This is a genomic window from Polaromonas sp. P1_G4, assembly GCF_056405475.1.
Genome location: NZ_JBFUCA010000854.1, coordinates 1 through 1164, shown reverse-complemented (window position 1 = coordinate 1164; position 1164 = coordinate 1). Strand labels below are relative to the sequence as shown.

General features: G+C 62.6%; 2 protein-coding genes. Both read left to right on the top strand.

Features of this window, described 5'->3' with window-relative positions; translation table 11 throughout:
* A partial coding sequence (minC, locus tag AC1D1X_RS23930) for a septum site-determining protein MinC (protein WP_477699430.1) occupies nt 1–333 on the top strand: 333 nt, incomplete at its 5' end.
* A 97-nt stretch (nt 334–430) separates the two neighbouring features.
* Nucleotides 431–1164, top strand: a 734-nt coding sequence (gene minD, locus AC1D1X_RS23925) for a septum site-determining protein MinD (RefSeq protein ID WP_477699429.1), incomplete at its 3' end; no start/stop codon positions are given.

The following is a 1164-nucleotide window of genomic DNA, read 5'->3' as shown; positions in this document are numbered from 1 at the left end:
CCCCTGCGCTCAGGCCAGCAGGTGTATGCACGCGGCCGCGACCTGGTGGTGCTGGCCATGGTCAACGCCGGCGCCGAAGTCATTGCCGACGGCCACATCCACGTGTATGCGCCGCTGCGCGGCAAGGCCATGGCCGGCGCGCGCGGCAACACCGAGGCACGCATTTTTTCGCTGGCGCTGGAAGCCGAGCTGATTTCGATTGCCGGCGTGTACCGCACCGCTGAACACCCGCTGCCCGAAGGCCTGGCAGGCCAGCCCACGCAGGTGCGGCTCGTTCCCGCAGAAGAAGGCCAGGAAGGCGACCGTCTCGTCATGAATGTGTTGGCCGCATAGACATGGCCCCACTCTTTTCACTTCGCCTGCGGCCCGGCAAAGCCGGTTCCGCGGCCCCGGCTGAAATATCTATCGCTTTCAAAAGGACTTTTATCTGATGGCAAAAATCATTGTGGTCACCTCCGGCAAGGGCGGCGTGGGCAAAACCACCACCAGTGCCAGCTTTGCAACCGGCCTYGCCTTGCGCGGGCACAAAACCGCGGTCATCGACTTCGACGTGGGCCTGCGCAACCTCGACCTCATCATGGGCTGCGAGCGCCGCGTGGTGTACGACCTCATCAACGTTATTCAGGGTGAAGCCACGCTCAACCAGGCGCTCATCAAAGACAAGCAGTGCCACAATCTCTTTGTGCTGGCCGCCTCGCAAACGCGCGACAAAGACGCCCTGACAAAAGCCGGCGTCGAGAAAGTGCTGAAAGACCTGGGCGAGATGGACTTCGAGTACATCGTCTGCGACTCCCCCGCCGGCATTGAAACCGGCGCGCTCATGGCCATGCACTTTGCCGACGAAGCCCTCATCGTCACCAACCCCGAGGTCTCCTCGGTGCGCGACTCCGACCGCATCCTCGGCATGCTTTCAAGCAAAACCAAACGCGCCATCGACGGCGGCGACGCCATCAAGGAGCATTTGCTCATCACCCGCTACAACCCCGGCCGCGTCGACCAGGGGCAGATGCTCTCGCTGGAAGACATCCAGGACATCCTGCGCATCAAGCTCATCGGCGTCATCCCCGAATCCGAGTCCGTGCTGCAAGCCTCCAACCAGGGTGTGCCGGCCGTGCACATGAACGGCAGCGATGTGTCGGAAGCCTACAAGGACGTGGTCGATCG